Annotated in this window: 24 protein-coding genes and 4 pseudogenes; 16 read left to right on the plus strand and 12 right to left on the minus strand. The window is 71.7% G+C overall.

Features of this window, described 5'->3' with window-relative positions:
- The first annotated feature begins 108 nt into the window (after window positions 1-108).
- The 3 genes and pseudogenes from QUE40_RS03240 to QUE40_RS03250 all read left to right on the plus strand — a co-directional run bounded on the left by QUE40_RS03240 (window position 109) and on the right by QUE40_RS03250 (window position 3,267).
- Window positions 109-657, plus strand: coding sequence for a carboxymuconolactone decarboxylase family protein (locus QUE40_RS03240; protein ID WP_289232303.1), 549 nt, complete (start codon window positions 109-111; stop codon window positions 655-657).
- Window positions 654-1,544, plus strand: a complete 891-nt coding sequence (gene sigJ, locus QUE40_RS03245; protein WP_289232304.1) for an RNA polymerase sigma factor SigJ — start codon at window positions 654-656, stop codon at window positions 1,542-1,544. The genes QUE40_RS03240 and sigJ overlap by 4 nt, the downstream gene beginning before the upstream one ends.
- 35 nt (window positions 1,545-1,579) lie before the next feature.
- Window positions 1,580-3,267, plus strand: a pseudogene (locus tag QUE40_RS03250) (ABC-F family ATP-binding cassette domain-containing protein).
- Window positions 3,268-3,330: 63 nt separating this feature from the next.
- Here QUE40_RS03250 and QUE40_RS03255 read toward each other — a convergent pair.
- The gene (locus tag QUE40_RS03255) at window positions 3,331-3,951 is read right to left on the minus strand and encodes a hypothetical protein (protein WP_289232305.1); all 621 of its coding nucleotides are present in this window, start codon (window positions 3,949-3,951) and stop codon (window positions 3,331-3,333) included.
- 108 nt (window positions 3,952-4,059) lie between these two features.
- Window positions 4,060-4,620 carry an ArsR/SmtB family transcription factor gene (locus QUE40_RS03260; RefSeq protein WP_289232306.1) on the minus strand — a complete coding sequence of 187 codons (561 nt, stop codon included), beginning with the start codon at window positions 4,618-4,620 and terminating at the stop codon, window positions 4,060-4,062.
- Between the two features lie 214 nt (window positions 4,621-4,834).
- On the opposite strand from QUE40_RS03260, the gene rplM reads away from it, so the two are divergent.
- The 3 genes from rplM to glmM all read left to right on the plus strand — a co-directional run bounded on the left by rplM (window position 4,835) and on the right by glmM (window position 7,307).
- Window positions 4,835-5,284 (plus strand): 50S ribosomal protein L13, encoded by a 450-nt coding sequence (gene rplM, locus QUE40_RS03265; protein WP_142004396.1) that lies wholly within the window; start codon window positions 4,835-4,837, stop codon window positions 5,282-5,284.
- A 38-nt stretch (window positions 5,285-5,322) separates the two neighbouring features.
- Window positions 5,323-5,829 (plus strand): 30S ribosomal protein S9, encoded by a 507-nt coding sequence (gene rpsI / locus QUE40_RS03270; RefSeq protein ID WP_142004397.1) that lies wholly within the window; start codon window positions 5,323-5,325, stop codon window positions 5,827-5,829.
- 128 nt (window positions 5,830-5,957) lie between these two features.
- A complete protein-coding gene (gene glmM / locus QUE40_RS03275; protein WP_289232307.1) occupies window positions 5,958-7,307 on the plus strand; it encodes a phosphoglucosamine mutase in 1,350 nt (449 codons plus the stop codon).
- 615 nt (window positions 7,308-7,922) lie between these two features.
- Here the strand turns inward: glmM and QUE40_RS03280 are convergent.
- Window positions 7,923-8,471: an NAD(P)H-dependent oxidoreductase gene (locus QUE40_RS03280; protein ID WP_142004399.1), complete on the minus strand. Its 549-nt coding sequence runs from the start codon at window positions 8,469-8,471 to the stop codon at window positions 7,923-7,925.
- A gap of 100 nt (window positions 8,472-8,571) precedes the next feature.
- Between QUE40_RS03280 and QUE40_RS03285 the strand changes: the two genes are divergently transcribed.
- The 3 genes from QUE40_RS03285 to QUE40_RS03295 all read left to right on the plus strand — a co-directional run bounded on the left by QUE40_RS03285 (window position 8,572) and on the right by QUE40_RS03295 (window position 10,898).
- Window positions 8,572-9,249, plus strand: coding sequence for a TetR/AcrR family transcriptional regulator (locus tag QUE40_RS03285; RefSeq protein WP_289232308.1), 678 nt, complete (start codon window positions 8,572-8,574; stop codon window positions 9,247-9,249).
- Between the two features lie 41 nt (window positions 9,250-9,290).
- A complete protein-coding gene (locus QUE40_RS03290) occupies window positions 9,291-10,400 on the plus strand; it encodes a pyridoxal phosphate-dependent aminotransferase (protein WP_142007361.1) in 1,110 nt (369 codons plus the stop codon).
- Window positions 10,401-10,478: 78 nt separating this feature from the next.
- Window positions 10,479-10,898 carry an organic hydroperoxide resistance protein gene (locus QUE40_RS03295; protein ID WP_142004401.1) on the plus strand — a complete coding sequence of 140 codons (420 nt, stop codon included), beginning with the start codon at window positions 10,479-10,481 and terminating at the stop codon, window positions 10,896-10,898.
- 83 nt (window positions 10,899-10,981) lie between these two features.
- Here the strand turns inward: QUE40_RS03295 and phnE are convergent, their stop codons facing one another.
- From phnE to QUE40_RS03320, 5 genes and pseudogenes are all read right to left on the minus strand, one after another.
- On the minus strand, window positions 10,982-11,806 hold the full coding sequence (phnE, locus tag QUE40_RS03300) for a phosphonate ABC transporter, permease protein PhnE (protein ID WP_289232309.1): 825 nt from the start codon (window positions 11,804-11,806) through the stop codon (window positions 10,982-10,984).
- Window positions 11,803-12,549: a phosphonate ABC transporter ATP-binding protein gene (locus tag QUE40_RS03305; protein ID WP_289232310.1), complete on the minus strand. Its 747-nt coding sequence runs from the start codon at window positions 12,547-12,549 to the stop codon at window positions 11,803-11,805. Before QUE40_RS03305 ends, phnE begins: the two co-directional genes overlap by 4 nt.
- Before the next feature lies 1 nt (window position 12,550).
- Window positions 12,551-12,937: pseudogene (locus QUE40_RS03310) on the minus strand (PhnD/SsuA/transferrin family substrate-binding protein); the annotation flags it as partial.
- A 166-nt stretch (window positions 12,938-13,103) separates the two neighbouring features.
- A pseudogene (locus tag QUE40_RS03315) lies at window positions 13,104-13,460 on the minus strand (PhnD/SsuA/transferrin family substrate-binding protein); the annotation flags it as partial.
- 59 nt (window positions 13,461-13,519) lie between these two features.
- The gene (locus tag QUE40_RS03320) at window positions 13,520-14,659 is read right to left on the minus strand and encodes a TIGR03364 family FAD-dependent oxidoreductase (protein ID WP_289232311.1); all 1,140 of its coding nucleotides are present in this window, start codon (window positions 14,657-14,659) and stop codon (window positions 13,520-13,522) included.
- 187 nt (window positions 14,660-14,846) lie between these two features.
- Between QUE40_RS03320 and QUE40_RS03325 the strand changes: the two genes are divergently transcribed.
- Window positions 14,847-15,620, plus strand: a complete 774-nt coding sequence (locus QUE40_RS03325) for a GntR family transcriptional regulator (RefSeq protein ID WP_142004405.1) — start codon at window positions 14,847-14,849, stop codon at window positions 15,618-15,620.
- On the plus strand, window positions 15,617-16,297 hold the full coding sequence (locus QUE40_RS03330; RefSeq protein WP_289232312.1) for a phosphonatase-like hydrolase: 681 nt from the start codon (window positions 15,617-15,619) through the stop codon (window positions 16,295-16,297). The genes QUE40_RS03325 and QUE40_RS03330 overlap by 4 nt, the downstream gene beginning before the upstream one ends.
- 14 nt (window positions 16,298-16,311) lie before the next feature.
- On the opposite strand, the gene QUE40_RS03335 is transcribed toward QUE40_RS03330, so the two are convergent.
- The 4 genes and pseudogenes from QUE40_RS03335 to QUE40_RS03350 form a co-directional block, all read right to left on the minus strand.
- A complete protein-coding gene (locus tag QUE40_RS03335; RefSeq protein ID WP_289232313.1) occupies window positions 16,312-16,905 on the minus strand; it encodes an MOSC domain-containing protein in 594 nt (197 codons plus the stop codon).
- A 64-nt stretch (window positions 16,906-16,969) separates the two neighbouring features.
- Window positions 16,970-17,149 (minus strand): annotated as a pseudogene (locus tag QUE40_RS18840) (MOSC N-terminal beta barrel domain-containing protein); the annotation flags it as partial.
- A gap of 7 nt (window positions 17,150-17,156) precedes the next feature.
- Window positions 17,157-17,672 (minus strand): beta-class carbonic anhydrase, encoded by a 516-nt coding sequence (locus QUE40_RS03345; protein ID WP_142004407.1) that lies wholly within the window; start codon window positions 17,670-17,672, stop codon window positions 17,157-17,159.
- Window positions 17,673-17,677: 5 nt separating this feature from the next.
- Window positions 17,678-19,384: a fumarate hydratase gene (locus tag QUE40_RS03350; protein ID WP_289232315.1), complete on the minus strand. Its 1,707-nt coding sequence runs from the start codon at window positions 19,382-19,384 to the stop codon at window positions 17,678-17,680.
- 166 nt (window positions 19,385-19,550) lie between these two features.
- Between QUE40_RS03350 and QUE40_RS03355 the strand changes: the two genes are divergently transcribed.
- From QUE40_RS03355 to QUE40_RS03375, 5 genes are all read left to right on the plus strand, one after another.
- Window positions 19,551-20,825, plus strand: coding sequence for an extracellular solute-binding protein (locus tag QUE40_RS03355; RefSeq protein ID WP_289232316.1), 1,275 nt, complete (start codon window positions 19,551-19,553; stop codon window positions 20,823-20,825).
- Window positions 20,822-21,847 (plus strand): carbohydrate ABC transporter permease, encoded by a 1,026-nt coding sequence (locus tag QUE40_RS03360; RefSeq protein ID WP_289232317.1) that lies wholly within the window; start codon window positions 20,822-20,824, stop codon window positions 21,845-21,847. The genes QUE40_RS03355 and QUE40_RS03360 overlap by 4 nt, the downstream gene beginning before the upstream one ends.
- The gene (locus QUE40_RS03365; RefSeq protein ID WP_142004411.1) at window positions 21,784-22,647 is read left to right on the plus strand and encodes a carbohydrate ABC transporter permease; all 864 of its coding nucleotides are present in this window, start codon (window positions 21,784-21,786) and stop codon (window positions 22,645-22,647) included. The genes QUE40_RS03360 and QUE40_RS03365 overlap by 64 nt, the downstream gene beginning before the upstream one ends.
- 42 nt (window positions 22,648-22,689) lie before the next feature.
- Window positions 22,690-23,964 (plus strand): ABC transporter ATP-binding protein, encoded by a 1,275-nt coding sequence (locus tag QUE40_RS03370; RefSeq protein WP_142004412.1) that lies wholly within the window; start codon window positions 22,690-22,692, stop codon window positions 23,962-23,964.
- Between the two features lie 71 nt (window positions 23,965-24,035).
- Window positions 24,036-24,752, plus strand: coding sequence for an SDR family oxidoreductase (locus QUE40_RS03375; RefSeq protein ID WP_142004413.1), 717 nt, complete (start codon window positions 24,036-24,038; stop codon window positions 24,750-24,752).
- The last annotated feature ends 9 nt before the right edge of the window (window positions 24,753-24,761 follow it).

A 24,761-nucleotide genomic window follows, 5' to 3' on the forward strand; every position in this document is an offset into this window, starting at 1 on the left:
CCTGGCACGGGTGCGGGACGGGGCGCACCCGGTTTTCCCGGTCGGTGTCACACCTGGGCCGCGGGCGGTGTCTCCCCCTGTGACCGCCGGAACGAAAGGACCCGCCTCATGGCCCGCATCAGCCTCGACCCGCCCCGGACGCTCGTGACCCGAGCCGTCTCGTGGTTCTCCCGCCGGACGTACGGCGCCGACCTCGACCCCAGCCGCGCGATGGGCCATCACCCGAGCCTGCTGCTCACGGTGGGCCGCTTCGAGCAGCGGCTCGCTCGCTGGGACGCGCTCGACCCGCGGCTGAGGCACCTCGCCGTGATGGGTGCCGCCCACGCCATCGGTTGCCGGTGGTGCACCGACTTCGGCTACTGGCTCTCCGCCACCGACGGACTCTCGGAGGACGTGCTGCGCGACGTGCCGACCTGGCGCACCAGCGACCGCTTCACGCCGGTCGAGCGGCAGGTGCTGGCGTACGCCGAGGCGATGTGCGCCACCCCCGACGAGGTCACCGACGAGATGGTCGCCGCCCTCGACTCGGCGCTCGGCACCCGTGCCCTCGTCGAGCTGACCATGATGGTGGCCGTGGAGAACCAACGGTCGAGGTTCAACAGCGCGATGGGCCTCACCAGCCAGGGGTTCGCCGACCGCTGCGGGGTGCCGGCATGACGGATCCGCAGTCGTTGCAGGCGGATTCGACGACCGAGTTCGAGCAGCTGCGCCCGCGGCTGTTCGGCGTCGCCTATCGGATCCTGGGGGTCGTGGCCGACGCCGAGGACGTCGTCCAGGAGACCTGGATCGCCTGGCAGGCTGCCGACCGCACCGGTGTCGCCGCGCCGTCCGCCTATCTCACCAAGGTGGTCTCCAACCGGGCGCTCAACCGGTTGCGTGACACCCGCCGGCGCCGCGAGGACTACGTCGGTCCGTGGCTCCCCGAACCGCTCGACACCAGCCGCCGACCCGACGAGGCGGCCGAGATCGCCGACTCGGTGTCCTACGCGCTGATGGTCATGCTCGAGCAGCTGACCCCGCTCGAGCGGGCCGCCTTCGTGCTGCGCGAGGTCTTCGACGTGCCCACCTCCGAGGTGGCCGAGTCGCTGGCCAGCACCCCCGCCGCCGTACGTCAGCTGGTCGCTCGTGCCCGCGCCCACCTCACCGAGCGGGACCGGGCGTACGACGTCGACCCGAGCGAGCACCAGCGGATCGCCCGCGCCTTCCTCGTCGCGCTGGCCGGCGGCGACCTGGACGGCGCCACCGCGCTGCTCGCGCCGGACGTCGTGCTCGTGACCGACGGCGGCGGGGTGCGTCGTGCGGCGCTGCGGCCCATCGAGGGCCCGGACCGGGTGCTGCGCTTCGCCGTCGGGCTGGCGACGAAGAACCCCGGGTACACGGTGGAGGTGCGCGAGCTCAACGGCGTCCCGTCCGCGGTGATCCGGCGCGGCGAGGAGGTCACGACCATGCACCTGCGCATCGTCGACGGCCGCGTGGACCGGATCTTCTTGGTGCGCAACCCGGGCAAGCTCGGCGACCTGGGGCTGACGCCGAATCCGGGATGACGTCCGGGGCGCGCAGCAGCCAGACTGCTGACCCCGTGGGCCACATCGACGTCAACGACATCGTCTTCTCCCTCCCCGACGGCCGGCCGCTGCTCGGCGGGGTGAGCCTGCGCGTCGGCGACGGCGCGAAGGTGGCGCTGGTCGGACCCAACGGCACCGGCAAGACCACCCTCATGCGGATCATCAGCGGCGAGCTGGCGGCGCAGGACGGGGCGATCACCCGCACCGGAGGGCTCGGCGTGATGTCGCAGTTCGTCGGGCGCACCGGCGAGGGCACCCGCAGACCGTGCGCGACCTGCTGGTGAGCGTCGCCCCGCCCGACGTGCGCACCGCGGCCCGGGCGGTCGACGCCGCCGAGCTCGAGATCATGGAGCGCGACGACGAGCCGGCCCAGATGGCGTACGCGCAGGCCCTGGCCGACTGGGCCGACGTCGGCGGCTACGACCACGAGACGCTGTGGGACGTCTGCACCGTCGCGGCGCTCGGGGTGCCCTTCGAGAAGGCCCAATGGCGTGATCTGACAACGCTTTCCGGCGGCGAGCAGAAGCGGCTGGTGCTCGAGGCGCTGCTGCGCGGACCCGACGAGGTGCTGCTGCTCGACGAGCCGGACAACTACCTCGACGTGCCGACCAAGCGCTGGCTCGAGCAACAGCTGCAGGCGTCCGACAAGACCGTGCTGCTGATCAGCCACGACCGCGAGCTGCTCGACCAGGTCGCGACGAGCATCGCGACGCTCGAGCCGACGGCGGCAGGAAGCATCGCGTGGGTGCACCCAGGTCGGTTCGCGACCTACCACCAGGCGCGGGCCGACCGGATGGCGCGGCTGGAGGAGCTGCGCCGGCGCTGGGACGAGGAGCACGCCAAGCTGAAGGCGCTGGTGCAGATGTACAAGCAGAAGGCGGCCTACAACTCCGACATGGCCGCGCGGTACCAGGCCGCGCAGACCAGGCTGCGCCGCTTCGAGGACGCGGGCCCACCCGAGGCGACGCCGTACGAGCAGAACGTGAAGATGCGGCTGCGCGGCGGGCGGACGGCCAAGCGGGCGGTCGTCGCCGAGCGCCTGGAGCTCACCGGTCTGATGAAGCCGTTCGACCTGGAGGTCTGGTACGGCGAGCGGGTCGCCGTGCTCGGCTCGAACGGCTCGGGCAAGAGCCACTTCCTGCGGCTGCTGGCAGCGGGCGGCAGCGACCCGGACGTGGAGCACCAGCCGGTCGGGGACGTACGCCCGGAGCCGGTGGCGCACGCCGGCGCCGCCCGCCTCGGGTCACGGGTGCGACCGGGCTGGTTCAACCAGACCCACGAGCACCCCGTCTGGTCCCGCCGGACCCTGCTGGAGATCCTGCACCGCGGCGACGACCACCGCGCCGGGATGCCGCGCGACCTGGCCTCGCGCGCGCTCGACCGCTACGAGCTGGCGCGGGCGGCCGAGCAGCGCTTCGGGTCGCTGTCGGGCGGGCAGCAGGCCCGCTTCCAGATCCTGATGCTGGAGCTGTCCGGCGCCACGCTGCTGCTGCTCGACGAGCCCACCGACAACCTCGACCTGCACTCGGCCGAGGCGCTGGAGGACGGGCTCGCGGCGTTCGACGGCACGGTCGTCGCGGTCACCCACGACCGGTGGTTCGCGCGCGGGTTCGACCGGTTCCTGGTCTTCGGCGCCGACGGCAAGGTGCGTGAGTCGCCCGACCCGGTCTGGGACGAGACCCGGGTGCGTCGGGACCGGTGACGGAGCTGCATCTGGCGTGACAGACCGGGTCGGTATCGACCCGAACTGCCCGCGGCCGCCGGGTCAGTCGGCGTCCGGGTCGCCCTCGCGGAACGGAATTCCGCGCTGCGCGGTGGCGGCGCCCAGTGCGTCGACCAGCTCGCCGAACTGCTGCTCGGTCACCATGCCGAGCCCGACGTCGACGCGGCCCTGGCCGTTCGTCGTCGGCTTCAGGGAGAGCCGCTGGTCGTCGGTCAGCGTCGAGGCGAAGCCGTCGTGGTCGCGCACGTGGATGCGCACCGAGTGCGGCGCGTGCCCGGCCGTGCTGCGCTGCGCCTTGCCGTGCGTCAGGTGCTCGACCCCCGACACCGCCTGCCACGGGATGCGCATCTGCTCCGGCCCGACCAGCCCGGGCTCCTCGACCGCGATGGTCAGCAGGTCCTCGCCGGTCCTGCGCGCCAGCGCGAACCCGTTCACCGCCATCAGCCCGGCGGCCAGGCCGCCGCCGAGCCCGATCAGGACGAAGGTGACGTTGCGGATCCGGAAGCCGCCGCCCGCGATGTCGATGACCGCGAGTGCGAGCAGCAGCAGCATCGCGACCGTCACGACGCTCATCCGCACCGCGACCTTCCGCTCGCGCGCGGGGTCGGTGTAGAGGGCATAGCTGCGGCCGGGCGTCGCCGGCGCGGGGTGGGGCACGGTCACGGGGGAGCCTCCTCGGAGGGGTCGGGGCGGGACGAACCTACAGACGCACTCGCCGGCCGATCCGCTCCACGCGGGACTGCTCACCCGGCGCTGCCGGCGCTCGCAGGCTCAGCGCGGGTCGACCGGCAGCAGAGCGGTGTACGCCGTCACCCGCCGGGCGCCGGGCGTCCCCGCTCCGATGCGCCGGTATCGGGCGACCACCTCGCTCAGCTCCGCGCGCAGGGCGGCCAGCTGCTCCTCGCTGACCAGCACGAGGGCGTCCTGCAGCCCCGCCTCGTCCTGCCACACCGGCTCCCACGCCTCACGGTCGTCGATCCAGGCGTGCGCCTTCTCGGCGAAGTGGTCGACGTAGTCGTGGGCCAGCCAGGCGCCCATGCCGTCGTCGTCGCCGAGGTTCGCGGTGGCGAGGTCGTCACCGTCGTCGTCGGCCTCGGCCAGCGCCCACACCCGGGTCTTGGCGTTGCCGAGCCCGGTGTCCTCCACCAGCCCGGCCCCGGCCAGCACCCGCACGTGATAGCTCGTCGCCCCCGTGTGCGTGCCGAGCGCCTGGGCGAGCTCGGTGGCGGTGGCGCCCCCGTGCAGCCGCAGGTGGGCGACGATGCGCGAGCGCAGCGGGTGGGCCAGCAGCCGCCACGCCGGCGTCGCCTCGGGGGTGTCCGCGGGGGTCATGTTTTGCACAATACGTGTGCAAAAGCCGGCGAGCAAGGTCTGCCGGCCCCCGACGTACGACCGAAAAGCCTTGTGCGACAACGTGATCCGGGCGGTTGGCACGATTTGGGAGGGGTGTCTGCACCCCCGTAACATGGTGGGTCGGTGCTGAACCGGGTGCGCAACCCGCAGCACGAGCAGACCCCGAAGCAACAACGACCGAAGGTGACGAACCGTGCGTACGTTTACCCCCAAGCCGGCCGAGGTCAACAAGGACCGCGTCTGGCACGTCATCGACGCCACTGACGTGGTGCTCGGCCGGCTGGCCAGCCAGACGGCGATCCTGCTGCGCGGCAAGCACAAGCCGACCTTTGCCCCGCACGTCGACACGGGTGACTTCGTCATCATCGTCAACGCGGACAAGGTGGCGCTGACCGGCGCCAAGCTGGAGCAGAAGAAGGCCTACCGCCACTCGGGCTTCCCGGGCGGGCTCAAGGCTGTCTCCTACACCGACCTGATGGCCAAGGACCCCGCCAAGGCTGTCGAGAAGGCCGTGCGCGGCATGCTGCCGAAGAACTCCCTCGGGCGTCAGCAGCTGAGCAAGCTCAAGGTCTACGCCGGCGCCGAGCACCCGCACGGTGCGCAGAAGCCGGTCCCGTTCGAGATCACCCAGGTCGCGCAGTAAGCCCGGCCCCCTGAGCCTTTAGACAACCAAGGAGAACCGTGGCTGACCAGACCCAGCTCGACGCCCTCGAGGCCGACGAGCCGCAGCTTCAGAACTACACCAGCGAGAGCACCGAGGCCCCGGCCGAGGGCGAGGAGGTGCGCCGTCCGAGCGCGTCCGCGCCCGGTTCGGGCACCGGCCGCCGCAAGCAGGCCATCGCCCGCGTGCGCATCGTCCCGGGCACCGGCGTGTGGAAGATCAACGGCCGCACCCTGGAGGAGTACTTCCCGAACAAGGTGCACCAGCAGGAGGTCAACGAGCCCCTGAAGGTGCTCGAGCTCGACGGTGCGTACGACGTGCTCGTGCGGGTGCACGGCGGTGGCCCCTCGGGCCAGGCCGGTGCCGTCCGCCTGGGTGTCGCGCGCTCGCTCAACGAGGTCGACGCCGAGCTCAACCGCCCGGCCCTGAAGAAGGCCGGCTTCCTGACCCGTGACGCCCGCGTCCCGGAGCGCAAGAAGGCCGGTCTCAAGAAGGCCCGCAAGGCGCCGCAGTACAGCAAGCGCTGATCGCGCGAGCCGCCTGGAGCGGCACCCGGTGTGTCCGGGTGCCGCTCTCGGCATGTCCGGGGGAGTATTTTCCGATGCACCGCCGACCGGGGGTCGGGCGGGGGACTGAGCGAGAGGTGTCCTGAAGGATGAGCCGACTTTTCGGAACCGATGGGGTGCGGGGCCTCGCGGGCGTCGACATCACCGCGGAGCTGGCGCTGTCGCTCGCGACGGCAGCCGCCCGGGTGCTCGGCGACGGGCCCGACCGCCGCGCCAAGGCCGTGGTCGGGCGCGACCCGCGCGCGTCGGGGGAGTTCCTGTCGGCCGCGGTCGTCGCCGGCCTGGCGTCCGCCGGCATCGACGTGTACGACGTGGGCGTGCTGCCCACGCCGGCCGTGGCGTACCTGACCGCCGACACCGGCGCCGACTTCGGCGTGATGCTGTCCGCGTCGCACAACGCGATGCCCGACAACGGCATCAAGTTCTTCGCCCGCGGCGGGCACAAGCTGCCCGACGACGTCGAGGACCGCATCCAGGCCGCCATGGACGAGCCGTGGACCCGCCCCACCGGTCCCGACGTGGGCCGGGTGCACACGATGGACGACGGCGCGACCCGCTACATGTCGCACCTGCTCAAGGCGCTGCCGCGCCGGCTCGACGGCCTCAAGGTCGTCGTCGACGCGGCGCACGGCGCGGCCAGCGAGGTCTCGCCGGAGATCTTCCGGCTGGCCGGGGCCGAGGTCGTGACCATCGGCGCGCGGCCCGACGGGCTGAACATCAACGACGGCTACGGCAGCACCCACCTGGAGCGGCTGCAGGTGGCCGTGCTCGCCCAGGACGCCGACCTCGGCATCGCCCACGACGGCGACGCCGACCGCTGCCTCGCGGTCGACGCCGAGGGCACCGAGATCGACGGCGACCAGATCATGGCCGTCCTCGCGCTCGACCTGCTGGAGCGCGGCCAGCTCGCGCAGGACACCCTCGTCGCGACCGTGATGAGCAACCTCGGGCTGCTCAACGCGATGAAGGAGCACGGCATCCAGGTCGAGCAGACGGCGGTGGGCGACCGCTACGTCCTGGAGCGGATGCGCGAGGGTCGCTTCTCCCTCGGGGGCGAGCAGTCCGGCCACGTCATCCTGCTCGAGCACGGCACCACCGGCGACGGGGTGCTGACCGGCCTCATGCTGGCCTCGCGGGTCGCCGCCACCGGGCGCTCGCTCGCCGACCTCGCGGCGGTCATGACCCGCATGCCGCAGGTGATGATCAACGTGCGCGACGTCGACAAGAACGCCCTCGGCGGCAACGCCACCGTGCAGGCCGCGGTCGCCGACGCCGAGCGCGACCTCGGCGACGACGGGCGGGTGCTGCTGCGCAAGTCCGGCACCGAGCCGGTCGTGCGGGTCATGGTCGAGGCCGACACCGCCGAGCGCGCGGAGGCCGTGTGCGAGCGGCTGGTCGAGGTCGTCCGCTCCGAGCTCGCCCTGGCCCCCGCGGTGTGAGACCGGCGACGGCGGCCCAGGCACCTGCGCGGACCTACCCCCGAACGCCCCCGACCAAAGGCGGTCGAGTAGGCCAGACCCACGGTGGTCGAGTAGGCCAGTCCCACGGTGGTCGAGTAGGCCAGTCCCACGGTGGTCGAGTAGGCCAGTCCTACGGTGGTCGAGTAGGCCGGAGCGAAGCGGAGGCCGTATCGAGACCGGGTCACCTTGTCGCGTGGTGACCGAACGGCGCCAGGAGGCGTGAGTACGCCTGTGGTGACGTCGGAATCGCGAGTCGCCGAGGGCGTACATCGCCAGAGTGGTCACGACCTAACAAACTGGTCGGTTGCAAGTGGCCAGTCTTTTAGTTCGTGACCAGCCTGGGCGGGGTCGTTCCTGACCCGACCGCGCGAAGTCGACACGACCCTGCGCTGTTGACACACAGTGCTGCTACAGCACGCAGATCTGTCAACAACGTCAGTCCGTGTCAACAACGTCGGGGGCTGTCAGGAACGTCATCACCGCGACCCGGCAGACCGGGCCATCCACGGGCCGGCTTCCGCCCCCGGCGGCATCTCTCCGACCAACCCGTGGATCGCGGAGGTCGTCGTGTGCTCGTGGGCTCTGGCGAGCGGGTCAGGCCGCCTGCGCCTCGCGTACGTCGTCGGCCAGGCGGGTGAGCACGTCACGCAGGGCGGTGACGACCTCGTCGTGCTCGGCGGGGTTCTCGCCGAGGCGCGAGATCGGCAGCGAGGCGGTCGGCTCGTCGTGCGGTGCGCCGCCCGCGATGCCGGCGGCCTTCAGCGCCTCCTGCTGGGCCCACTGGCCGCCGTACTGCGACAGGGCGGCGCCGATGGCGCCGACCGGCTTGCCCTTGATGGGGGCCTCGCCGTAGGGCCGGGAGGCCCAGTCGATCGCGTTCTTGATCACGGCGGGGAGGCCGCCGTTGTACTCCGGGGTGATCACCAGGAGCGCGTCGGAGTCGGCGACCTGACGGCGCAGCTCGGTGACGGTCTCGGGCACCTCGGGACCGTCGACGTCGTCGCTGTAGAACGGCAGCCGCTCCAGGCCGCGGGCGATGCGGACCTGCACGCCCTCGGGCGCGGCCTCCTGGGCGGAGTGGGCGATGGCTCGGTTGACGGAGTCGGCGCGCAGGCTGCCGACGAGGACCAGGACGGTGGTCACGGGATCTCCTGGGGAGGGGTGCGGGCGGAACAAAACGGACTGTAGTCCGCTTCGTGGTCGCCGTGCACGTCGGGCGTCCACCGCGTGGGACGATGCGGGCATGCAACGAGGCGGTGCCGAGACCCTCTGCGGGTCCGCCCTGCCGCTCGTCGACTCCCCGCTGGTCGCCGCCGCGGGCGGGCGCGAGGTCCGCCAGGACGCCGCGCGCAACGCCGCCAAGATCCTCGACGCCGCGACCCGCCTGGTCGACCGCGACGGGGTCGAGTCGGTGACCATGGACGCCGTCGCCGAGGCGGCCGGGGTCGGCAAGGGCACGGTGTTCCGCCGCTACGGCAGCCGGGCCGGCCTGATGGGCGCGCTGCTGGACCACACCGAGCTGCAGTTCCAGCGGGCGATGCTCACCGGCCCGCCCCCGCTCGGCCCGGGCGCGCCCCCGCGCGAGCGGCTGCTGGCGTTCGGCGCCGCCCGGCTCGAGCTGGTGCTGCGCCACCGCTCGGTGCTGCTCGCCCGGGGCGACGCCCCGCACGGCGCCCGCGGTGCGTACGACCTCGCGTGCACCCACGTCCGTCACCTCCTGCGCGAGGCGGGCGTCCAGGGTGACCTGGAGCTGCTCGCCGAGCAGCTGGTCAGCCTGGTCGAGCCGGGCTGGGTGCACCGCCAGGTCGGACCGGCCGGGCGCTCGCGCGAGCGCACCCTCGCCGCTTGGGAGGACCTGGTGCGCCGCGTGCTCGACGCGCCCGCTGCGACCTCCCCCGCCGCCTCCGGGGCGCGGTCGTGACGCGGTTGTCGCGACGTGGCGAGGTCGAGCCGTTCCACGTCATGGAGGTGCTCAAGGCCGGTGCCGAGCGCGCCCGCACGCACGGTGACGTGATCCTGATGTGCGCCGGTCAGCCGTCCACCCCGGCCCCGGCGGTCGTGCGCGAGGCGGCGGCCCGCGCGCTCGACGAGCACGTCCTGGGCTACACCGAGGCCACCGGCATCCGGCCGCTGCGCGAGGCGATCGCCGCGCACCACGCACGGACGTACGCCATCGACGTCGACCCCGACCAGGTGGTCGTGACGACCGGCAGCTCCGGTGGTTTCACCGCCCTCTTCCTCGCCGCGTTCGACCCCGGCGACGTGGTGGCGATGACGCGACCCGGCTACCCGGCATACCGAAACACGTTGCAGTCGTTGGGTGTTCGCGTGCACGAGCTGGCCTGCGGGCCCGAGACGAGGTTCCAGCCGACGGTCGAGATGCTCGAGCAGCTGCCCGAGCCGCCCGCCGGTCTGATCCTCGCCAGCCCGGCGAACCCCACCGGCACGGTCATCGACGAGCACGAGCTCGCGGCCATCGCCCGCTGGTGCTCCGAGCACGGCACGCTGCTGGTGAGCGACGAGATCTATCACGGCGTCTCGTTCGGCCGGCGCTGCGCGAGCGCGTGGGAGACCTCGCGCGACGCGGTGGTCGTCGGGTCGGTGAGCAAGTTCTTCTCGATGACCGGGTGGCGGCTGGGCTGGATGTTGCTGCCCGAGCCGCTGGTGCGCCCGGTCGAGCTGCTGTCGGGCAACCTGTCGATCTGCCCGCCGGCGCTGGCCCAGCACGCCGCGCTGGCCGCGTTCAGCCCCGAGGCCCAGGCCGAGCTCACCGGCCACGTCGAGCGGTACGCCGTCAACCGGCAGCTGCTGGTCGACCGGCTGCCCGAGCTCGGCATCACCAGCTATGCCCCGCCCGACGGCGCGTTCTACGCCTGGTGCGACGTCGGCCACCTCACCGACGACTCGACCGCCTGGTGCGCCCGGCTGCTGGCCGAGACGGGGGTGGCGATCACCCCGGGTGTCGACTTCGACCCGGTCGACGGTCGCCGCTTCGTGCGGCTCAGCTTCGCCGGTTCGACCGCCGAGGTCTCCGAGGCGATGGACCGCCTCGCTGCGCGTCTCAGCAGGTGACGCCGCGCGGGAAGCACCCGGCCACGGTCGTACGTTGGACCAGGCACCATCCCCTGCACCCGAAAGGACGTTGTTGTCATGGCAGAAGCCATCACTGACGAGCTCTACGCCACCGCCGCCACCGCCAAGGGCGGCCGCGAGGGCACGGTCAAGAGCGCCGACGGCGTGATCGACCTGCCGCTGGGCAAGCCGGGCAGCACCAGCAACCCCAAGGCCAACCCCGAGACGCTGTTCGCGGCCGGCTACGCCTCCTGCTTCTCGGGTGCGCTCGCCGCGGTCGCGGGCAAGGAGGGGCTGGACGTGTCGGAGTCGACCGTCACGGCCAACGTGCACTTCGGCAAGACCGACTCCGGCTTCGGCCTCGCGGTCGACATCTCCGCCGACATCCCCGGTGTCGACGCCGCCAAGGCGCAGGAGCTGGTCGAGGCAGCCCACCAGCTGTGCCCCTACTCCAAGGCCACCCGCGGCAACATCGAGGTCAACGTCAGCGTCGCCTGACAACCTCAGAAATTGATCGAGACGACCAGGCACGCCTGGTCGTCTCGATCAATTTTGAGGTACGCGCGTGGCCGGGTCCGCCTTCAGGCAGCCAGCCGACGGCGTACGCCCGCGGACAGCTGGTCCACCGCGACGATCAGCACCAGCACCACCAGGATCTGGGTCAGCATCTGGTCGAACTGGAAGGTCTTGATCGAGCGGGTGATCAGCAGGCCGATGCCGCCCGCGCCGACCAGGCCCAGCACCAGCGAGCTGCGCACGTTGACGTCGAAGCGGTAGAGCAGGAGGCCGACCCACTGCGGCATGACCTGCGGCAGCGTGGCGTTGGCGATGCGCTGGCTCGGGCTCGCGCCCGCGGTGGCCAGCGCCTGCCCCGGGCCGGGGTCGACGTCCTCCATCGACTCGGCCCACAGCTTGCCCATCACGCCGGTGTTGTGGCAGATGATCGCGAGGATGCCGGCGAACGGGCCGAGCCCCACCGCGGTCACGAAGATCAGCGCGAACACGATGTCCGGGACGGCGCGCAGCACGCTGAGCAGCCACCGCGCCGCGTGGTAGGCCGCGGGGTGGGCGGTGCCGCGCGCGGCCACGGCGGCGAGCGCCAGCGAGAACGGGATCGACAGGGTGGTGCCGAGCAGCCCGATGGCCAGGGTGATCAGCGACGCCTCGATCGCCGGCCGCAGCACGGTGGCCCAGTCGAGGTCGGGCGGGATGGTGTCGGCGAGGAAGGCGGCCATGCCCTGCCACCCGGTCACCAGCAGCGAGGGGCTGACGTCGGTGAGCAGGAACGCGGCGACGTGCGCGGCGACCAGCACCGTCAGCAGGGTCGCGACGAGGGCCCGGCGCCGGCCGCGGCGGGGGTCGGCCGGGACGGGCAGCGTCCGGGCGGAGCCGGTGAGCGTGGTCATGCCGCCACCTCCAGCGGGGTCGCGCCGGCGTAGAGCAGGTCCAGGTTGGCCGCGGACACGGTGCCCGCGGGCTGGTCGAGCAGGAGACGCCCGTCGCGCAGCCCGACCGTGCGGTCGGCATGGCGTGCGGCGAGCGCCGGCTGGTGCAGCACCGCGACGACTGCGAGACCCTCGCTCCGGGCCAGGTCGCGCAGCAGCGACATGACCTGCTCGGCCGCGCGCGGGTCGAGCGCGGAGACCGGTTCGTCGGCGAGCAGCACCGGGGCCCGCTGGCACAGGGCGCGCGCGACCGCGACCCGCTGCTGCTGCCCGCCGGAGAGCCGCCCGGCCCGGTCGTGCGCCCGGTCGGCGAGGCCGACCCGGTCGAGGCAGCCCATCGCCTCCTCGCGCAGGGCGGTGGGGAACAGCGCCGGAGCGAGGCCGCGCCAGCCGAGGCGGCCCAGCCCGCCGGCGCACACGTTGTCCAGCACCGACCGTCGCGGCACCAGGTGCACCCGCTGGAACACCATGGCCACCGGTCGCCCGCTGACGTGCTGCTCGGCGGCCACCTCGACGGAGCCGGCGTCGGGGACCTCCAGCCCGGCGACGCAGCGCAGCGTCGTGGACTTGCCGCACCCGTTGGGGCCGAGCAGCGCCAGCAGCTCACCGGACCGGACGTCCAGGTCGAGCCCGTCGAGCACGGTGCGCCCGGCGTACGCCTTCGTCAGGCCGCGCAGGCGCAGCGCGGCGTCGCGCGTGGTCATCTCAGACATCCTCTTCGCTCAGCTTCATCGTCTTGGCCAGGTCGAACATCGGCCGGTAGGACTCCTTGGTCACCGGCACCATCGGGCCGGGCGGGGTCACGTCGAGGAACCCGGCGACCTTCTCGACGTCCTTGGGCGAGAGCTGCAGCAGCGCCTCGCGCACGGCCTTCTTGAACGCCGGCGGCGCGTCGCCGCGCACCGTGATCGGGTCGTTGGGGATCGGCTCGGAGGTCCAGATCCGGCGGTAGTCCGCGGGCCGGAAGGTTCCGGCCTTGGTCGCGGTGGCCAGCGTCTGGCTGTTGATCTGGGCGGCGTCGACGGTGCCGCCGGTCAGGGCGAGCAGCGACTCGGGGTGCCCTCCGCTGTACGTCGTGCGCACCTGCCCCTCCTTGAGGCCGGCGCGGGTGAGGGCATAGCGCGGGAGGGCGTCGCCCGAGGTCGAGCCGGGGAGCCCAGGGCGAGCGACCGGCCGCGCAGGTCGGCGAGAGTGCGGACGGGGAGTCCTTCTTGACCCAGATGCCCGCGGTGTAGGTGGACGGCTTCCCGTCGGCGGTGCCGAACGAGGCGACCGGCTCGGCCCCCGCGCGCTGACTGGCGAAGACGAAGCCGAGCGGTCCGAACTGGCCGAGGTCGAGGCGCTTGTTGCGCATGGCGAGCACCTCGGCGCTGTAGTCCTCCACGATCTGCAGCGAGACGGGGCAGTCGAGCTTCTTCTCCAGGGCGCCCGCGAGGACGCGGTAGGCCGGCTCGAGCTTGGCCGGGTCTTCGTAGGGCTCGACGCCGAAGCGCACCTCGCCGCCGGGGCAGGTGTCGCTGCCGCCGGCGGCCTCGCTGGAGGAGCAGGACGTGAGGGCCAGGGGCATGGCGACGGCGAGTGCGGCGGCACAGGCGCGCAGGCGGTTTCTGGACATGGCGGGGCCTTTCAGGGGAGGCAGGGGGTGGCGGAGCAGGGGTTGCGAGGTCGAGGAGGTCAGGGGCGGGGGAAGGTGCGCCGGGCGAGTCCGAACGAGAGCGTCATCCCGACGCCGGAGGTCACGGTGATCACGCGCAGACCCGGCCACGGTTCGACGTCGAGCACGTCGGTGGCGGGGCTGCTGGCGTACACGCCCTGCCAGCGCTCGAGCACGGGCAGCGCGGCCGTCTTGAGCAGCCGGGCGAGCGCGGTGTGCAGCTGGTGCTCGACCGCGGCCGACAGGAACGGCTCGGGCGTCGCGGCGTAGTCGTGCGAGTCGCCGACGAGCAGGGTGCCGTCGGGCAGCTGGGTGAGCATCAGGTTCGCCTGGGCCGCGAGCAGCCTCGGCGCGGTGGACTCCAGGTGCCGGCGCAGCGGCACCAGGTCGGCGACCTCGCCGAACGCGCCGTAGCGCAGCACCGAGGTCGCCGTCAGCAGCGCCGGCCGCACCTGCGGCCCGGGTGCGGCCAACCGGGTCATCTGCAGGCTGCACCGCTCGACCCGGTGCTCGTCGGCGACCGCGGGGAAGAGGTGGTCCAGGTCGTGCCCCGAGCAGAGCACCACCTGCTCGGCGCGGATCGTGCCGCGGTTGGTGTCCACGCGCGTGCCGATCGAGTCGGTCTGCACGCCGATCACGTTGTGCCGCCAGCAGATCGGCACGCCGGCAGCCTCGAGCCAGCCGGCCAGCCGGGGCGCGGTGGTGCGGGGGTCGACGCGCAGGTCGTGCCGCAGCCGCAGGCCGCCGCGCAGCTGCTCGCCGGCCAGCCCGGCCAGCTCGTCGTCCAGGTCGGAGCGGTCGAGCAGGGTGGCGTCGCCGGGCCTGGCCGCGGCGAACGCCTCGAGGACGTCGAGGTCGGCGCGGTCGCCGGCGAGCACCACGGCGCCGGCCTCGTCGACCGGGATGCCGGTGCGCCGCGACATGGTGAGCCAGCCCTCGCGGGAGGAGCGGGCGAGGTCGCGCAGCGACTCGGGCTGGGCGGTCACGCAGGCGTGGCCGAAGTTGCGGATGCTGGCGCCGGCGGGTCGTGCGTCACGGTCGAGCACGACGACCGATCGGCCCTGGCGGTGGGCCTCGAAGGCGTGCGCGAGGCCGACGATGCCGGCCCCGACGACGACCACGTCGGCGGCGGAGGGGAGCAGGGTGGGAGAGCTGAGCACGGCTCCACTGTGCGTGCTCGTCGGGCTGGTACGCCAGCCAGAACGGCACTTGTACAGACAAGTTTGACGAGCGTTCACTGTCGGACAGATCCCGTTCACTTCAAGGAAGATTCGGGGATAGACGAGGCCGCACGATCCTGTGGCGGCCGGCTTGCGCGGGCCGAATCGACACTTGTACGGTCAACTCGTGACCCCGCCCCACAGCACGAGTCCGCTGCACGTCCGGCTGGCCGACACCCTGCGCGAGCGCATCCGCTCCGGCGCCTGGCCGGCCGGCTCCTCGCTGCCCAGCGAGGCCGAGCTCGGCCAAGAGTTCGGCGCCTCGCGCGGCACCGTGCGCGCTGCCGTGCAGGCGCTTCGCGCCGAGGGGCTCGTGGTCGGCGGCCGCGGCCGGCCACCGGTCATCCGCAACGCCCCGCCGGCCCAGAGCTTCTCGTCGTTCCTGTCGTTCACCCGCTGGGCCGAGTCGATGGGTCGGGTGCCCGGGCAGCGCACGCTCGAGGTCGCGCGCCGGCCCGCCGACGACGAGACCGCGGCGGCGCTGGGACTCGGTCCGGGGCAGCCGGTGGTGCAGGTGCTGCGCCAGCGCCTGCTCGACGGCGCGCCGTGCCTGGTCGAGCGCACGAGCTTCACGCTCGAGGCGGGGTCGGCGCTGTTCGGTTTCGACGCCGACTCCGGCTCGATCTTCCAGTTCCTCATCGACCAGGGCGTCGACCTCTATCGCGGCCAGCACGTCATCGACGCGGTCGGGGCCGACGCGACCGACGCCGACCTGCTCGGGGTGCAACCGGGGGCGCCGCTGCTGCGCGTGCGCCGCACCACCTCGTCCCGGGAGGGTGCGCCGCTGGAGTTCTCCGACGACCGCTACCTCCCGGGCCTGGCCAACTTCACCATCGAGAACACGATGGACGCCGCGCCGGCGCTGGTGCGCGTCCAGACCGTCGAAGGGACCGCCTCGTGACCCGCCCCGCTCTCGCCGCGCTCGACATGGCCGGCACCACCATCGACGACCACGGCCTGGTCTACGACGTGCTGCGGGAGGTGGTGGAGGACGTCGTGCCATCCGTGCGCGCCGACGACCTGCAGCGCCACATGGGCACCGAGAAGGCGCACGCGATCCGGGCGCTCGCGGCAGCCGGCGGCGTCGAGCTCACCGACGAGCAGGTGGCCGAGCGGTTCGACACGTTCCGCAGCCGGCTGGCCGGCCGCTATGCCGACCGGCCGCCCGTGCCGCTGCCCGGGGTCGAAGACGCGCTCGCGGCGTTGCGGGCCTCCGGTGTGCGGGTTGCGCTCACGACCGGCTTCTCGCGCGACATCGCGAATTCCCTTGTGGAACAGCTGAACTGGCGTGACAGCATCGACGCGCTCGTCTGTGGTGACGAGGTCGCGCAGGGCCGGCCCGCGCCGTACATGATCTTCCGGGCCATGGAGCGCACCGGCGTGCTCGACCCGCGCGAGGTGCTGGCCGCGGGCGACACCGCCGTCGACCTGCAGGCCGCCACGCACGCCGGTTGCGGGTGGCGCGTGGGGGTGCTCACCGGGAAGGCCGACCGCGCCGCGCTCGAGGCGCAGCCGCACACCCACGTCGTCGAGGGCGTACGCCTGCTGCCGCAGCTGCTGAGGCTCGCCGCCGCCTGAGGAGGGGAGGCGGCTCAGTGGGCCAGCACCTCGTCACCCACCCGGATCTCGCCGGTGGAGTCGGGGATGAGGTTGGTCGCGAACAGCGTCTTGCTGCCGGAGCGGCGATAGCGCGCCAGCGTGCGGATCGGCTCCTTGCCGGTGTCGAGGCTCGTGAGGTCGATGGTCGTCATGACGCAGCGCTCGTTGGGCTTGGCGTTGCGCATCCGGACCCCGCCGATCGTCAGGCCGGCCCAGCGGTCCTCGGCGAACGGCTCGTCGCAGTCGAGCACCAGGTTCGGCCGAAAACGCTGCATCGGCAACGGATCTGGAGCCTCGTCCCCGCGCTCGAGGGCGTCGGACACCATCCACTCGTTGAGCTGGCGCAGCGAGCCGGTGGTGGCGACGGTGACCGGATAGCCGTCGGCGAACGCGGTGTGGTCGCCAGCGCGGGCATGCGCCGGGTCCAGGCGCCGGGCACTCGGGTCGGGGCACCACACCAGCCGTACGTCCTCGCGGCCGATCGCGCGCCCGACCCACTCGTGCGCCTCCGCCGCAGCAGGGAGGGCGCCCAGCCGTTGCGAGAACAGCTGCACCTCGACCCGGTCGCCGTCGACCGGCTCGTCCACCTCGAGCGGGGAGTCCGGGTGCGCGCAGCCGCAGCGCCGAGGTCACCTGCGGGTCGGTGCGCGCGGTGTCGGAGGTGATGCGGAACAGCGCATGCACCTCGCGCGCGGTGACGGCAGCGCCGTCGCCGTCGACGACCATCCACGAGCGGTCGTCGACGAGCCCGCGCAGCTGCACCTGGGCCGCCTCGACCGGCCGGATCGCGCTGCTCTTGAGCGGGTGCAGGTTGATCGCGAGGATCTTCACGAGCGCCTCACCGGTGCTGGGTGAGCAGGCCGGTGTCGACGTCGTAGAGGAACCCGCCGACCTGCACCGTGTCGGGGATCAGCGGGTGCGAACGCACCTTGGCGACGTCCTGGGCGAGGGCGTCGAGCTGGTCGCTGATGACGTGGAAGCTCTGCCACGAGGCGTCCTGACCGGCCGACTCGCCGATCGTGCGGCGCAGCTGCTGCTCCGACGCCGAGGCCATCGCGCAGCGGGTGTGCGGCACGACGAGCACCCGCTGCACGTTGAGCAGGTGCACCCCGAGCACCATCGCCTCGAGCGCCGAGTTGTCCACGCGCCCACCGGGGTTGCGGAAGATCTTCGCGTCGCCGGGAGCGAGCCCGATCATGCCGAGCGGGTCGATGCGCGAGTCCATGCACGTCACGATCGCCACGCCGGCGCGCGCCACACCGTCGAAGCCGCTGAGCGAGAACGACTGTGCGAACTCACGATTCGCCGACAACAAGTCGTCGAACGAGCCGTTGATCTGGGAGTTGTCGGTCACGTCGCTCACAGTCCTGGCCTCGTCGTGATGGTGAATGCGGTCGGCTTCGCGGTCGCGGCGAAGAAGTCGTTGCCCTTGTCGTCCACCACGACGAAGGCGGGGAAGTCCTCGACCTCGATCTTCCAGATCGCCTCCATGCCGAGCTCGGGGTACTCCAGCACCTCGACGCTCTTGATGCAGTCCTGCGCGAGCCGCGCCGCCGGGCCGCCGATCGAGCCGAGGTAGAAGCCGCCGTGCGCGGCGCACGCGTCGGTGACCTGCTTGCTGCGGTTGCCCTTGGCGAGCATCACCATCGAGCCGCCGGCCGCCTGGAACTGGTCGACGTAGGAGTCCATCCGTCCCGCGGTCGTCGGGCCGAACGACCCGGAGGCGTAGCCGTCGGGCGTCTTGGCCGGCCCGGCGTAGTAGACCGCGTGGTCGCGCAGGTAGTCGGGCATCGGCTCGCCCGCGTCGAGCCGCTCCTTGATCTTCGCGTGCGCGATGTCGCGGGCCACGACCAGCGGGCCGGTGAGCGACAGCCGGGTCTTGACCGGGTGCTTGGTCAGCTCGGCGCGGATGTCGTCCATCGGCCGGTTGAGGTCGATGCGCACGACGTCGTCGTCGGCGCCGTCGGACTGCTCGCCGCCGAGCTGGGCGTGGGTGGTGTCGGGCAGGAACCGCGCCGGGTCGCGCTCGAGCTCCTCGATGAACACGCCCTCGGGCGTGATCTTGCCGAGGCACTGCCGGTCGGCCGAGCAGCTGACCGCGACGGCCACGGGCAGCGACGCGCCGTGCCGCGGCAGCCGCACCACGCGTACGTCGTGGCAGAAGTACTTCCCGCCGAACTGCGCGCCGATGCCGAACTGCCGGGTCAGCTCCAGCACCTGCTCCTCGAGCTCGCGGTCGCGGAAGCCGTGGCCGGTGACGGCGTCACCCTCCTTGGGGAGCTCGTCGAGATACTTGGCACTGGCGTACTTCGCCGTCTTGAGCGCGAGCTCGGCGCTGGTGCCGCCGATGACGATCGCGAGGTGGTAGGGCGGGCACGCGGCCGTGCCGAGCGAGCGCAGCTTCTCGTCGAGGAAGGCCATCATCCGCTCGGGGTTCAGGATCGCCTTCGTCTCCTGGTAGAGGAAGGACTTGTTGGCCGAGCCGCCGCCCTTGGCCATGAACAGGAACTTGTACGCCGTCTCGTGCCCGGGCGCGGTGTCGGCGTACAGCTCGATCTGGGCCGGCAGGTTGGAGCCGGTGTTCTTCTCCTCCCACATGCTCACCGGCGCCATCTGGGAGTAGCGCAGGTTGAGCCGGGTGTAGGCGTCGTAGACACCGCGCGCGATGGACCGCTCGTCGGGCGGGCCGCCGGCGTCGCCGACCAGCACCTGCGAGCCCTTCTTGCCCATGACGATCGCCGTGCCGGTGTCCTGGCACATCGGCAGCACGCCCGCCGCCGCGATGTTGGCGTTCTTGAGCAGGTCGAGCGCGACGAACTTGTCGTTGTTGGACGCGGCGTCGTCGTCGAGGATCGAGCGCAGCTGGGCCAGGTGCGCCGGCCGCAGGTAGTGCGCGATGTCGTGCATGGCGGTGTCGGTGAGCAGCCGCAGCGCCTCGGGGTCGACCTCGAGGAAAGTACGCCCGCCGGGGCCCTCGACCGTGCGCACGCCCTCGCGGGTGAGGAGGCGGTAGCTCGTCTCGTCGGGGCCGATCGGAAGCATGTCTTCGTACGCGAACTCCGCCATGCCCCAAAGGGTATCCGCGGATCGGGACCACCCCGACACGGGCGAATCGGAGTGGCCTAGTTGGTGGCGGTCGTCACAACGCCGGGTGTAGACCTGGTGCCACCAACTTCATGGAGGAGGAGGCTCGATGCAGCACGGAGCACGCCACAGGCGTACCGCCGTGGCCGTGGCCGTCGCCCTCGCAGGGACGCTCGGTCTGGCCTCCTGCGGTGACGACAGCTCGTCCGGCGGCGGCACCCAGACGCTGACGTGGTACATCAACCCCGACGTCGGTAACGCCGACCCCAGCGCCGAGAAGGGCGGGCAGGCCTACCTCGCGAAGGTCTGCTCCGACGCCTCCGGCGGGCGATACCGGATCAACGTGCAGCTGCTGCCCAACAGCGCCAGCGACCAGCGCATCCAGCTGCTGCGCCGGCTCGCCGCGGGCGACCGCACGATGGACCTGATGAGCATCGACCCGGTGTTCGTGCCGGAGTTCGCCCAGGCCGGCTACCTGGCCCCGGTGCCGGAGTCGCTGACACCGCAGTTCACCCAGGACCGGGTGCGCTCGGCCGTCCAGGCCTCGACGTGGGACGGCAAGCTGGTCGCCGTCCCGTTCTGGGCCAACACCCAGCTGCTCTGGTACCGCAAGTCCAAGGCGCAGCAGGCCGGCCTCGACATGAGCCAGCCCGTCACCTGGGACCAGCTCATCCAGGCGGCGCGCTCCAGCGGCACCGACCTCGGTGTGCAGTCCTCGCTGTACGAGGGCTACGTCGTGTGGATCAACGCGCTCATCGCCGGCGCCGGCGGCAAGATCGTCAACAACCCGGGCGCGATGGGCGAGGACGTCCAGCTCGGCATCGACAGCCCCGCTGGCCGCGAGGCCGCGCGGATCATCAGCACGATCGCCAAGGGCGGTCTCGGCGGTCCGTCGATGAGCACCAGCGAGGAGACCGAGTCGCTCGACCTGTTCAAGGCCGGCGGCGCCAACTACCTGGTCAACTGGCCCTACACGTACGGCGCGCTGACCGGCGACAAGTCCGACGTCGCGGCGACCACCTACCCCCGGACGGTCGAGGGTCGCAACGCCGCACCGCCGTACGGCGGGATCCAGCTGGGCGTCGGCGCCGAGAGCCGCAACCCCGACCTCGCCTACCAGGCCGCCGCGTGCATCACCAACGAGAAGAACCAGGCGACCTACATGGCCAAGGCGGGCAACCCGGCCAGCCGCAAGTCCTCCTACCAGGACCCGGCCGTGCTCAAGGCGTTCCCGAACGGCATCGCCCAGACGATCTCCCGGTCGCTCGACCAGGCGGTGCCGCGCCCGCAGTCGCAGTACTACGGCGACATCTCCACCGGTCTGCAGCAGCGGTTCAGCCCGCCCAGCTCGGTGACCCAGCAGACGCCGAAGACCGCGCAGAATTTCATCCAGGACGTGCTGAAGGGTGAGGCCCTGCTATGAGCACCATCTCCACCGCGGTCGAGTCGCCGGAGACCGACGAGCGCAAGCGCAGGCCGGGCCTCAGCGACCGCGCCAGGGGTGAGCGCAACCTCGGCTGGAAGCTGGCCGGGCCGGCGTTCGTCATCATGCTGCTGGTCACGCTCTACCCGATCGCCTACGCGATCTACCTGTCGCTGTTCAGCTACCGCCTCACCGACCCCGAGGCGCGACGGTTCGTCTTCCTGCAGAACTACACGACCGCGCTCACCGACCCGCTGTTCTGGGAGGCGTTCGTCACCACGTTCATCATCGTGGTGGTCACCCTGGTGATCGAGCTGGTGCTCGGCATGGCGATCGCGATGCTGATGCACCGGGTCGTGATCCCGCGCCGCACGCTGCGCACGGTGGTGCTGATCCCGTACGCCATCATCACCGTGGTCTCGGCGTTCTCCTGGCTGTTCGCGGCCCAGGTCGGCACCGGCTTCTTCAACCACTGGCTCAACGCGTTCACGTTCGGTGCGTTCCCGCTGGACTACGACTGGTTCGGCGGCCGCTGGTCGGCGCTGACGATCATCTGCCTGTCGGAGATCTGGAAGACCACGCCGTTCATGTCGCTGCTGCTGCTGGCCGGGCTCGCCCAGGTCGACAGCGCGATGGAGGAGGCGGCCAAGGTCGACGGCGCCACCTGGTGGCAGCGCTTCCGCAAGGTGGTGCTGCCCAACATGAAGGCCGCGCTGATGGTGGCGGTGCTGTTCCGCACGCTCGACGCCATCCGGATCTACGACAACCCGCAGGTGATGACCGGCGGTGCGAACAAGACGATGACGTTATCCATGCTCGTCGCGAACGAGACGATCAACCGCGTCGAGATCGGCATCGGGTCGGCGCTCGCGGTGATCCTGTTCGTCATCGTGCTGATCGTGGCCGCGATCTTCGTGCGCGGCTTCAAGGTCGACCTGACCGGTGGAGGAAGTAGGCGATGGAGACCAAACCCAGCCCCAAGACCCGCAACTGGTTGTTCGTCGCGTCCATCGTCATCATGATCTGGACCGCGATCCCGCTGCTGTGGATCCTGGCCACGTCGTTCAAGGGCACCGAGGCGCTCGCCGACTCCGAGCAGAACCGGTTCGGCAACTTCTGGCCCAAGGACCCGACGCTGGAGAACTACAAGCTGATCTTCACCGGGGAGGCCAGCGACCTGTTCAACCCGGCGCTGCGCAACTCGCTGATCGTCTGCCTGGTGGCGACGCTGATCAGCGTGGTGCTGGCGACGTTCTGTGCGTACGCCATCTCGCGCCTGGACTTCCCCGGCAAGAAGACGATCCTCACCACGGCCCTCGCGGTGTCGTTCTTCCCGGTCATCGCGATGGTGACGCCGCTGTTCAACCTGTGGCGGCAGATCGGTCTGTTCGACACGATCCCGGGTCTGATCATCCCCTACCTGGCGCTCACCCTGCCGCTGTCGATCTGGACCCTGACGGCGTTCTTCCAGCAGATCCCGTGGGAGATGGAGCAGGCGGCCCAGGTCGACGGGGCGACCAGCTGGCAGGCGTTCCGCAAGGTCATCGCCCCGCTGGCCGCGCCGGGCGTGTTCACCACGGCGATCATCGCGTTCTTCACCGCCTGGAACGACTTCGTGTTCGCCTCCAACCTGACGTCCTCCAACAGCGCCCGCACGGTGCCCGCCGCGCTGGCGTTCTTCACCGGCGCCAGCCAGTTCACCCAGCCGACCGGTGCGATCGCCGCCGCGGCGGTCGTCGTCACCATCCCCGTCGTGATCCTGGTGCTGCTGTTCCAGCGCCGCATCGTCGCCGGCCTCACCTCGGGCGCGGTCAAGGGCTGACCGCCCGCCGTCCAGCCCTCGCGCCAGAAGGAGCAGAACGCAATGTCCAGCATTGAGCTGAAGAACATCTCCAAGCAGTACGACGACGGTTACCAGGCCGTCACCGACGTCAACCTCGACATCGCCGACGGGGAGTTCGTGATCCTGGTCGGCCCGTCCGGGTCGGGAAAGTCGACCCTGCTGCGGATGATCGTGGGGCTGGAGGACATCTCCTCCGGTGACCTGCTCATCAACGGCAAGCGGGTCAACGACCTGGCGCCGCGCGACCGCAACCTCGCGATGGTGTTCCAGAACTACGCGCTCTACCCGCACCTCACCGTGTTCGAGAACATCGCCTTCCCGCTGCGGCTGTCCAAGGGGTCGCACAGCGAGGAGGAGATCAAGAGCAAGGTCAACGCCGCCTCGTCGATGCTCGAGCTCGACGACCACCTCGAGCGCAAGCCGGCCAACCTCTCCGGTGGTCAGCGCCAGCGCGTCGCGATGGGCCGAGCGATCGTGCGCGACGCCGACGCGTTCCTGTTCGACGAGCCGCTGTCCAACCTCGACGCGAAGCTGCGCGGCCAGATGCGCACCGAGATCGCCCGCATGCAGCGCCGGCTCGGCGTCACGACCGTCTACGTCACGCACGACCAGACCGAGGCCATGACCCTCGGTGACCGGGTCGCGGTGCTGAAGAAGGGCGTGCTGCAGCAGGTCGCGAGCCCGCGCGAGCTGTACGAGCAGCCGGTCAACCTGTTCGTCGCGGGCTTCATCGGGTCGCCGCCGATGAACTTCCTGCCGGCCGAGGTCGAGGGCGGGGTGCTGCGCCTGCCGTTCGCGGACGTACCCGTCAGCGGTGCGCTCGCCGACCGGGTGCGCGACCTGGACCTGGTGATCGTCGGCATCCGCCCGGAGTACTTCAAGGACGCCTCGCTCGGCGGCTCCGAGGGCGTCGACTTCACGGCGGTCGTCGACCAGACCGAGTGGCTCGGCAACGAGCAGTACGCCTACATCCCCTACGAGACGCACCCCGGGGTGCAGGGACGGCTCGACGAGCTGGACCGCGAGCTCGACGGTGAGGGCATGCGGCCGCAGGTCGTGGTCAACCTCGACTCCCGCTCGCGGGTGCGCGAGGGCGCCGAGGCGCAGCTGACGTTCGACCCGAGCCTGATGCACGTCTTCGACCCCAACACGGGCGAGAACCTCACGCGCGACGAGGACAAGGCCGCCGAGATCGCCCGCGACAGCGAGGAGCAGCGCAAGTCCGCGCTGGAGCGCGCGCAGCGGCTGGCGAGCGAGCAGAGCGAGCGCCCGCAGCAGCGCGAGCAGACCGCCTGATCGCGACCCCGCCCGCCGACGACGATGGGCGGCGGGGGAGCGTACGCCTTCGCCGGGCTTACGTTGGTGCCATGAGCGATCGCAAGAGCGTCCTGATCACCGGCGGCACCCGAGGCATCGGGCGTGCGTGCGTCGACGCGCTCGCCGACGACTGGCACGTCATCGTGGGCGGGCGAGACGAGAGCGCGGTGCGTTCCCTCGTCGAGTCGCTGCCCTCTGCCGCGCCGTTCGTCGCCGACCTGGGTGACGAGCACTCCACCGCCGCGGCGGTGGAGGCTCTCGGGCTCGACCGGCTCGACGGCCTGGTCCACTCGGCGGGGGTTGCGGGCGGCGCGGCCACGCCCGAGTCGAACCGCGCGATGTGGCGAAACATGTTGGAGCTCAACGTGATCGCCGTGTCGGAGCTGACCCGGCTGCTGCTGCCCGCGCTGGTCGCCGCGCAGGGCACGATCGTCACGATCAACTCCGGCTCGGGTCTGCGCGCGAGCGGCAAGGGTGGGCACTACCCGGCGTCGAAGTTCGCGCTCACCGCGCTCACCGACGTGCTGCGCGAGGAGCTGCGCCCCGACGGGGTGCGGGTGAGCTCGGTGCACCCCGGACGGGTCGACACCGACATGCAGCGCGAGCTCGTGGCCGGCGAGAACCGGGCGTACGACCCCGAGGAGTTCCTGCGGCCGGAGTCGGTGGCCGTGGCGGTGCGCACCGCGCTGACCGCGACGCCCGACGCGACCTACGAGACCATCTCGATCCGTCCGGGGCCGGCGGCGACCAACCGACGCACCAGCTGAGTCCCGTTG

The sequence above is a fragment of the Barrientosiimonas endolithica genome (assembly GCF_030296655.1).
GTDB classification, from domain to species: Bacteria; Actinomycetota; Actinomycetes; order Actinomycetales; family Dermatophilaceae; genus Barrientosiimonas; species Barrientosiimonas humi.